Source organism: Methylocystis suflitae (genome assembly GCF_024448135.1).
GTDB lineage: Bacteria > Pseudomonadota > Alphaproteobacteria > Rhizobiales > Beijerinckiaceae > Methylocystis > Methylocystis suflitae.
This window is the reverse complement of sequence record NZ_JAMRYX010000064.1, coordinates 17,480-27,172: the sequence shown is the minus strand read 5'-3', so window position 1 is coordinate 27,172 and position 9,693 is coordinate 17,480. Positions and strand designations below refer to the sequence as shown.

Here is a 9,693-nt window from a genome sequence, read left to right as displayed (position 1 = left end):
ATGCTCTTGAAAACTGCCTCTAAAGGAGCGTGAAGGGAACGATCACGTCCATGTTGAACATGCCCTGGTTCGAGCTCAGGCCGCTGCGGCTGAAAAACGGCGTGGTGCCATTGACCGTCGTATCCCAACGCAGCTCCGGCCGGATGATCAGGCCGGTGATGTAGGGCAGTTTGACCGGCAGTTCAGGCGTAATCGTCATACCGAGCGTGAAGGCCAGATAGCTCGTGCCGGAATAAACCGGCCTGTTCGCATAAAGGCCCGTTCCCAGGTTCTGGCTGATGCAGGACGGACACCAGAAGCCGTGCGCCAGATTGACCGCGTCGAAATAGCCCGGATAGGCGCTGACGAAGAAGTTGTTGTTGTCACGGAAGAATTCCGCGCGCCCGTTGAGTTTGAAGATGTCATTGATCTTGTAGGAGAAGTATTGCGCGATGCCAAAGGCGCGCGCGCCCATGGGATAGGCCGGCGCCGTGCCCCAGAATCCCGTGCCGGTAATGGCGTTGGCCGCGGCCCAAGCCTTCTGCGGCAGGCCGAAGGAGCTATTGTTCCAGCCGCTTTCCAGCATGAAGCTGATGTCGGTGATGAACGTCAGATTCTCGGTCGCCTTCCAGGTCGTCGTCAGGTTGTTAAACGAACGGATCGCCGTGTTGACGTCGCAGGCGCAGAGGCTCGGCGTCCCAAAGCCGCCCTGGTTGAGCGGCCAGCCCGCCGTGGTCGGGGGCGGCCACCCCCCCGGAGTGAACGGGACGCCGGTGAACCCGACGGGCCAGCCGACCCCGAGCGGGTCGGTCTGTCTCTGATTCTCGGGACCGGTATGGGTGATCGCCATAATGGTCAGATTGCCGTCGAGCAGGTTGAAGCCGAAACCGCCGTGGAAGGACGCAGCGGCGTTGTTGTCGCCAGGCCAACCGAGGCTCGTGTTCACGCCGCTGGTCACGCCCGTATAGACGTCGAGCCAGGGCTTGACGTGGGTGGTGACCATAGCGCCGGTGTGAAGGAAGGGCCCGAAGTTGAAGATGTAGGAGTGGCTGTAGAACAGATTGTCTTTCGCCGGGATCACTTCCGCGCCGTTGTAGGTGACGAACATGCCCACCTTGAGGTCGACGCCGCCTTCGCTGATCGGGCTAATCCACGGAAGATGCGCCAGGACATTGGCCTCGATCGGCCCGATCTGCGTGCGCGAGCGGATCGCATAGTCGAGAATGCCGAGGTAGTGGTTGTAGCGCATGTCCTCGCCGATCATGCCCTGAAACTTGAAGCCGAAGTCATAGCCTTCGGCCTTCGGATCGAGCGGGCGCTGCACGGTCAGGAGGGCGCCGTTGAACGTCGGCCAATTGGCGCGGTCCGTGTAGAGGTGGCCCCAGTTCAGCTTGTTGAACGGCTGATTGAAGTTGACGGCGACGCCGCCTTCCAGGTAGCCGTCGATGGTCAGCGTATCGATCCAGGCCGGCGTCGGCGCCACGGCCGGACCCTTGACGATCTTGCCTTTCTTGACGGGCTTGGCCGCGGAAGGAGGCGCGGGTTGGTTCTCTTCGACGAGAGTCGGGTCGACCTCCATCAGCTTCGACTGAGCGTGAGCTGCGCTCGTGAGGCTGGTTGCTAGCGAGAGTGCAGCGACGGTCGAAAGATAGGGCCACTTCATTGCTGGGAACTCCGTCTGGAGGCGAGATCTGATTGATATCACTCGCGACCGAAGTTTCGTTCAAGCCCAACGTCCACGCATCTGCTCAATTATTAAGCAAAAACCCCCCTGGCGAAAAATTGTTCTAATCAGTGTGGCGGCAATGTCACAATTTTTGATGGTTCCAAAGGGGCCGATGCTAATTTCATAGCGCGTCTCGTCGTTCAGAACGTGACAAAGTGTTCTGTTCTTGACGAATCACGATCGCTTCCGTGCAGGCCGAGGCTTGCCTCTCTTCGAGCGCCGCCCTCTTTAGTAAGCGTGGCAATAGGATGGCGGGCGGGGCGCGACGCTGCCGAACAGGAGATGGCGACATGACGGAAGACGGGCGCAATCAACCCGAGGGCCCCGACTTCACGCAGGGGGTCTCTGTCGCCGAGGTGTCCGAAGGCCGCCCGTTGCTTGGCCATGTGGCCGGCGAGGACGCCGTGATGGCGCGGCAAGGCGACGCGTTCTTCGTGATCGGCGCTCATTGCACGCATTATCATGGGCCCCTGGCCGAGGGTCTCGTGGTCGGGGGCTCGATCCGGTGCCCCTGGCACCATGCCTGTTTCAGCTTGCGCAGCGGACGCGCGCTGCGCGCGCCCGCCTTTGATCCGCTGCCGCGGTGGCGGGTCGAGCAGGCCGATGGAAAAATCTTTGCGCGCGAAAGGCTGCCGGTCCCCGCGCCCGCAAGGCGCAAGGGCGCCGCCGAGCCGCGCAGCGTCGTCATCGTCGGCGGCGGCGCCGCCGGCTTCGCCGCCGCGCAGATGCTCAGGGCCGAGGGGTATGACGGCGTTCTGGAGCTGATCAGCGCCGATTCCGCCGAGCCCTACGACCGGCCCAATCTCTCGAAGGATTATTTGGCCGGAAGCGCGCAGCCGGAATGGCTGCCGTTGCGCGATTCCGCCTGGTATCGAGACAATGGCGTGCAATTACGTCTGGGGCAGCGCGTCGAATCGCTCGACCCTGCGGGCAAGCGGCTGACGCTCGCTGACGGGGCGACGCTGTCGTACGACGCGCTGCTTCTCGCCACCGGCGCATTCCCCACCAAGCTGCCGACGCCGGGAGCGGAACGAAGCCACGTTCATTATCTGCGCTCGCTCGCCGACGCCGACCGTCTCATCGCGGCCTGCGCCGGGGCGCGCCGCGTAGCCGTGATTGGCGCGAGTTTCATCGGCCTTGAGGTGGCGGCGTCGCTGCGCGCCCGTGGTCTCGACGTGCGCGTCATTGCGCCCGAGGAGATACCGATGGCGCGCATTCTTGGACCCGAAATCGGCGCGCATGTGCGAAAGCTGCATGAGAGTCACGGCGTCATCTTCCATCTCGGAGACACAGCGACGGAAATCGGCGAACGCACGCTCCAATTGAAAAGCGGCGCGACGTTAGACGCCGATCTCGTGGTCATCGGCGTCGGCGTGAAGCCGGATCTCTCGCTCGCCCAGTCCGCCGGCCTCGCGGTGGACCGCGGCGTGCTCGTCGACGAATATCTGCAGACCAGCGCGCCCGATATTTACGCCGCTGGCGACATCGCCAGCTGGCCCGACAAGATTACGGGCGAGCGGATTCGCGTCGAACATTGGGTGGTCGCGGAGCGTCAGGGACAGACGGCCGCGCGCAACATTCTCGGCGCTAAGGAAAAGTTCGACGCCGCGCCCTTCTTCTGGAGCCAGCATTACGACGAGGCAATTTCCTATATCGGAAACGCCGCGTCGTGGGACCGGCTGGAGATTTCAGGCGATCCGGCCGCCGCCGACTGCGCCGTATCCTACTTCAAGGGCGACCGGCTGCTGGCCGTCGCGACCATCGGCCGCGACCTCGACAATCTGCGCGCCGAAGTCGCTTTTGAAGCCCGCATCGGCGCCGAGCCGCCGGAATCGATCGAATAGGGTTTTGGCTATTCGAAGCGTCCAGAGGCGTGGCTGAGCATGGTGTAAACCTTGCCGGCGTCGCCGGTCAGCAGGTCGAGCGCTTTCGAGCCGTCGTGATCTCCGCGGCTCGTCTCCATGAGCAGATCCTCGAAGTGCGCGACGTAGCGATCGGCGGTCGCGCGAAACGCCTGATCGACGCGATAGCGGCGACGAATTTCCTCGAAGGTCTGATGGCCTTGCGCGGTGTAGAGACGGCGACCGAAAAGTCCGCCCTTCTCGCCGCGTTGATACCGGCGCCAAAGCTCCGCCACGGCGGCGTTGTCGACCATACGCGCAATGTCGAGCGTCAGGCTGTCGAGGGCGCCCGCCGTCGCCAGCGACCGCGCCGTGCGCGGCGGCTGCGGCGCGGCCTCGTCGAAGGAGGCGCGCGCAAGCAGATTGCTCAGCCATCCGCCCTGCGGCTCGCGTGGCGGCTCTGCCGCGCGATTCTGCGCGCCGTGCGGCGCTGCGCGCGTCGCCTGATCCAGGACCGTCTGACGGAGCGCAGGAGCGCTTTGTTCGGCGATGTCATAGACGCGGCCCGAGCGCGCCACGATGTCGGTGAGCTCGTTCAGCGCCTTCACCTGATCGCCGACGACCCGCCGCAGCGCCGCCGCCTGCTCCGCGGTTTCGCGCGGAATTTCGGTCGCGCCGCGGCGCACCTCCTCGCGGGTCTCCTCGATCTCGCGGTGGATGTTGCGCGCGAGGCCGCGAATATCGTCAGTCGCGGCGTCGAATTTCGAGCGCGCGTCGCCGAAGAGACGGGTGATCTCTTCATTGGCTTGCGAGAAGGCGGCGCGCAGCGCCTCCGAAGTCTGCTCGCGTTCGCCTTCCGCAGCGGCGCGCACCGCTGCAAAGCGCGTCTCGATCAAATCGGCGGTTCGCCTGGAGGTTTCGCTCAGCTCTCCTCCAAGGTCGCGCGACCGCGTCTCGATAGAGCGGAACGAGCGGTCCATCAGTTCGCCGAACTGTGTCATGGCGCTTTCGAATTCGGCGCGACGGCCTTCGATGAGCGTCACCAGTTCCTCGAGCGAGCGGCGGCGGGCGGCCATCACGGCGTCGAGCGCCTCCTGGCTTTGCGCCAGTTTCTCCGCGCTCTGCGCCAGCGTGTGCTGTCTCTCGTCGAGCGCCGCGACGATGGCGTTGGCGTCCTGCATCGTGCCGCCAGCGACGGCGCTGATATGTTCAACTTGCGTCGAGGCTTCGCTCAGCGCGCCGTGGAACTCGGCGAGACGCTTGCCAAGTTCGTGTTCGAGCGTGACCAGATTTCCGCCGGTCTGGTCGATGACGGCATGAAGCGAGGCATTTGTCTCGCCGAGCGTGTCGAGCAGGGTCGGCAGCTCGCTGCGAATTCTTTCGTTTGTCTCCAGCAGAGCCGCAATCGAGGTCTGCGCGCTGGTCTCCAGCGTCAACGCCAGCGCCTCGCGGGAGGCGTCCAGCGCATTCGTCAGCTCGTCGCGCTTGACGCCGAGGCGTGAGACGAGGGCGGCGCTGCTATTTTCAACGGCGGTCGTCACCAAATCGCCGATCGCCGTCAATTCTTGGGCGACGGCTCCGCCGCGGGCGTCGAGCACCGACTGCATTTGCGTGAGGCGGGCGTCCAGCGCGCCGCTGATCTCCGCGACGCGTTCGACGAGCGACTGACCGAGATCGCCGGTGCGCGCATGAAGCGTCGCATCAAATTCCCGCCGCGCCACGGCCAGAACGTCTTTGATGTCCTGCAGACGGGCGCTGATCGTGTCCACGACCAATCGGCCGCCTTCGTCGATCTCGGAAGAAACGGCGCCGAGCCGGCTGATCACATTGTTCTCGAGCAGCGCGATGCGGCCGTCGAGGGTCGTTTCCAGCTCCTTCGCGTGGCCGCCCAGCGCTTCGTTGATTTCCTCTGTTCTGGAGGCGATGGTATGGGCGAGTTCGCTCGAGCGCGACAGCAGCACCCAGTCGACGTCCTTGATCTTTGCGTCGAGCGTTTGCATGACCTGGCGCCCGCCGTCTTCCATCACCCGCGCGACTTCAGCCGCGTGCTTGGAGAGCGCCTCTTGCAGCATCTGGCCGCCGACGCCCAGGCCCGCGTCAACGCGGCCGACCAATTCGTCGATGCGGTCCGCCGCCTCCATTGTTCTGGCGTTGGCGACGTGCTCGAAGGCTTCGATCTTGTTCGACATCGTTGACGCGATGTCGATCGCGCGGGCGCCGAGCTTTTCGACCAGATGGCCGCCTTTGCTCTCGATCGCGCCGTCGATTTCGGCCAGTCTCGCGTCGATCTCATCGGCGAAATGGCGAGAATTATCGCCGATCCGGGCATTGTAATGCTCGACTTGCGCCGAGAGCCGTTCTACGAGGGCGCCGCCCTGCATGCGGATGGTCTCATCGAGCGACTGCAGCTGGTCGTCGATCCGATGCGTGATCTCTTGCGCTTGCGCGTCGAGCCGGGCGGCCGCGTCCGCTGTCCGCGTCGTCAGACTGTCGACAAGCTGCGTTCCCTGGCCGCCGATCACGTCTTCGACGACAGCGAAGCGCTGCGTGAGTTCGGCGCTGAGGCGTTCGGCATGCGCGCCGACGCGGTCGGCGAGTTCGCCGCCGTCGCGAAGCAGCGCATTCTCGAATTGCGTCAGCTGCTCGCCGAGCGTGACCGCGATGCGCTCGCCATGGTCGGCCAGCGAGGCCACGACTTCTTTGCTTTCCGACAGGACGGAGCTCTCAAAGGCGCCGAACCGATCGTTCACCAATTCATGCAGCCGCTCGCCCTGCGTGGCGATCGCCAGAACGGCGTCGCTCGCCGTATTGGCGAAGCGCTCATGCATCGTCGCGGCGTTTTCGGCGAGAGCCGAGGAGGCGTCGGCGACGCTTTGGCGTAGCTTGTCGCGCAGCGCCGCGCCATGCGTCTCGAATTCCTGCAGCGCGATTTCGCGCGTCGTCTCCATCGTCTTGGCGACGAGCATTCCCGCCGTCTCGAGCGCGTTGAGCCGCTCGTCGAGCAATTGGTCGACGCGCGTCGCATGTTCGCTGACGACGGACGCCACGCTTTCACTGTGACGCTTAACGGCATTTTCGAAGGAGCCGAGCTTTTCGGCGAGGTCGACTTCGGCGCTACCGGCGTGCGCCGCCAAGCGCTGCGCGATCTCGCCACCTTGGCGCACAAGCACGTTTTCAATCACTTCGAGACTCTGCGCGACAGCGTCACTGACCTGTCCGCTGTTGCGAGAGAGGCTGTCTTCGAAGGCGACGAGCTTGTCGCCAAGTTCCGCGGCGGCGCGCTCAGTGCGGGCTGCGACCCGGGCCGCCAAATCTTCGCCCTGGCGCGCGACGATGTCTTCGAACGTCGATACGCCCTGCGAAAAGGCCGCCGTTGCGCGTTCGCCGTGCTCGCTGACGCGCTGGGTGATTTCTGCGCTGTGACGCTCGACGGCCTCTCCGAAGGCGGCGAGCTGCGCGGAGAGCGTCGATGCGGCGCGTTCGCCACGCTCGCCGACGCGCTCGGCAACCTCGTCGCCGTGGCGGATGATGGAGTCCTCAAAGGCGGTGAGCTGCGCCGAGAGCGTCGATGTTGCGCGTTCGCCTTGCTCGCCCACACGCTGCGCGATCTGTTCTCCGTGGCGCGTGACGGCGTCCTCAAAGGAGGCCAGCTGAGCTGCGAGCGTCGAGGTCGCGCGCTCGCTCTGTTCGCTCACCCGAAGCGCGATGTCGTCGCTATGGCGAACGACAGTCTCTTCGAAAGCGGCGAGCTGCGACGACAGCGTCGACGTTGCGCGCTCGCCATGTTCGCTCACGCGCGTCGCGACGTCGTCGCTGTGCTGCGTGACCGCTTCCTCGAATGCGGCGAGCTGAGCCAACAATGTCGCCGTCGCGCGTTCGCTCTGCTCGCTGACCCGTTCAGCGATTTCGCCGCTGCGGCTATTGACCGACTCTTCGAATGCGGCGAGCTGCGTGGCGAGATCGCCGACGCTCTGCGCAAGCTCCTCGCTGCGCAGCGCAACCGCCGTCTCGAAGGCGGCGAGCTGCGTCGCGACGGTCGTCGCGGCTCGCTCGCTGTGTTCGGCGACGCGCGTGACGACTTCCTCTCCGTGGCGCGCGAATGTGTCTTCAAAGGCGGCAAGACCGTCCGAAATGACGGAGCTGACCCGGTTGCCATGTTCAGCGACGCGCATGGCCGCTTCCGTGCTGTTGCGCACCACGGCGTCTTCGAAGGCGGCAAGCCGCTCGGCGAGAGTGGTCTCGATCTGCAGCCCTCGTTCGGCGATCCGTTCCGCCACTTCGCCGCCGCGGCCGAGCACGGTCTGTTCGAAGGCCTGGAAGTTGTCGGCGAGCGTTTCATTGACTCGATCGCCATGCTCGCCGATCGCGGACACCGCTTCGCTGGCGGCGGCGATGAAACGCGCCTGCACGGCGTCGACCTGTTCGACGAGCGCCGTTGAGCTCTGGTTCAAGCTGGAGGAGATTGCGTCATGCAGCGCCTGTCCGCGCAATTGAAATTCGTTTTGCGCCTTCTGATGCGTGTCTTCGAGCAGGCCGACGATTCGGGTTTCCGCGGTTTCGAATGTCGCCCTGGCGTTTTCGACATGTTCGGCGACGCGCGTCGTGAGCCGTTGCTGGGTTTCGGCGAGCGAGCGCTCAAAGGCGCCGCCCTGCGTCTCGATCGTGTCGCGAATGGCCCCGCCGGTTTCCGTGAGCTGCGCGACGAGCCGCTCCCCCTGGCCGCCGATCGCCTCGGAAAAACTCGCGCCGAGCTCTTCGAACCGTTCGAGCACAGCTACGCCGCGCGCGCCAAAATCGCCGGCGATCGCTTCGCTCGCGGCTTCCAGCTTGCGGCCGACTTCCTCGACTCCATCTGCGAAACGGCGGCTGACGTCGTCGCTCGCGCCGGTCACTTTCTGCGCGACTTCGTCACCCGTCTGGGTCAGGGCGATCAGCACTCTTTCGCCGTGACTGGCCAAGGTCGATTCAAAGGCGTCGCCGGCTTCGTCAAGCGCGAGCCGGATCTCTTCGCCCTTGGAGCCGAGCGAGGAGGCGACGCGCGCGCCTGCCTGGCTCACCGCTTCGGCGAGATGGACCGAGGTCGTGGCGAGTTCCTGAGACAGCGCGTCGCGCGCGCCAAAGAGCGCCGTACGGGCGTTGTCGGCGTTGACGACGATCGCTTCGCGTTCGCGCGTCAGCTCGTCGATGAGCAGCCGAATGCGCCGTTCATTCTCCGTGTAGGAGCGTTCGAGGTTGGTGACCTCGGTGCGCACGATCACTTCCAGTTCGCCGGCCCTTGCCAGCGCGCGTTCAATGCCGTCACCCATGGAGGCGGCTTCGCGTCGGATCGCTTGAGAGAGCGAGACGACCTGTTCGGTGGCGACAGTCTCCGGCTCGATGAGCCGAATGGCCACTTCGGTCATGGAGTTGGCGATGAGCCGCATCTCATGGGCGCGGCGCGCCATCAATCCTGTGAGGAAGAGGAAGACGAGAGGCGCGATCAGCGCTGCGAGCGTCAACACCGGCTTCGGCGCGAGCAGCGAACCGTCGAAGTCGAGGATTTCGCCTTGATGGAAATAAGCGTACAGGGCCCAGCAGCCCGCCCACAGCGCCATGGAAGCAAAGGTGAGCGCCATGATCGAGTGGTTGGGCTTGATCTGCAGCGCTTGCCGCAACTCGCCGACCGTGCGGCGGTCGTCGTTCGCAGGCGCAAGCGCGGGCGCCATCGCTCCGGGCTGCGCTTGAACGCGGTTCTGCGGCTCGCCGTAGGCCGAGGCCGGCCTTCTCTGGTCCCCGGCCGGCGCTTCCGCTCTCCGGCTCTGGGCCGGGCCGGACCGGTTGTTCGCCTCATCGGCAGCGCCTGCGGCGTCCGGCGGCGCGCTGATATCGAGCGCCTCCTCAATCGCCGTCAGAGCGGCGGACGCCGCGTCCTGGATCTTTCCCGATGTCGCCATTCGCCCTCTCCAGCCGGCGCAGACGCGTCGCCCGGCCCGATCTCACGGCCCGCCGCTCAGCGACCGCCTGTGAATAAAGATTAACCAAACTTTACAGCCCATCCCTGGCAATTGAAACATCCGGCGGGGGCGTATCGGGAAACTTCGTTAACGCGCCCTTCAGGATCGAGGCGCCAGTCTCCACTCTGGGCGCCGCTTTGGCCGGCCTTTCTGC

At 65.1% G+C, this 9,693-nt stretch carries 3 protein-coding genes; 1 reads left to right on the top strand and 2 read right to left on the bottom strand.

Annotation, left to right across the window (positions count from 1 at the left end; genetic code table 11):
- Nucleotides 1–19: 19 nt before the first annotated feature.
- Nucleotides 20–1,642 carry an outer membrane beta-barrel protein gene (locus NEI07_RS05215; protein WP_256033180.1) on the bottom strand — a complete coding sequence of 541 codons (1,623 nt, stop codon included), beginning with the start codon at nt 1,640–1,642 and terminating at the stop codon, nt 20–22.
- 353 nt (nt 1,643–1,995) lie between these two features.
- Here NEI07_RS05215 and NEI07_RS05210 point away from each other — a divergent pair, with 353 nt between their 5' ends.
- The gene (locus NEI07_RS05210; RefSeq protein WP_256033179.1) at nt 1,996–3,549 is read left to right on the top strand and encodes an FAD-dependent oxidoreductase; all 1,554 of its coding nucleotides are present in this window, start codon (nt 1,996–1,998) and stop codon (nt 3,547–3,549) included.
- Nucleotides 3,550–3,557: 8 nt separating this feature from the next.
- Here the strand turns inward: NEI07_RS05210 and NEI07_RS05205 are convergent, their stop codons facing one another.
- Entirely contained in the window at nt 3,558–9,479 is a 5,922-nt protein-coding gene (locus NEI07_RS05205) for an apolipoprotein A-IV repeat region-like domain-containing protein (protein ID WP_256033178.1), read from the bottom strand.
- Nucleotides 9,480–9,693: the final 214 nt, after the last annotated feature.

Excerpts from the sequence above, each read along its gene's own strand:
- NEI07_RS05215 (WP_256033180.1), bottom strand. The coding sequence starts at position 1,642 with ATGAAGTGGCCCTATCTTTCGACCGTCGCTGCACTCTCGCTAGCAACC.
- NEI07_RS05210 (WP_256033179.1), top strand. The coding sequence starts at position 1,996 with ATGACGGAAGACGGGCGCAATCAACCCGAGGGCCCCGACTTCACGCAG.
- NEI07_RS05205 (WP_256033178.1), bottom strand. The coding sequence starts at position 9,479 with ATGGCGACATCGGGAAAGATCCAGGACGCGGCGTCCGCCGCTCTGACG.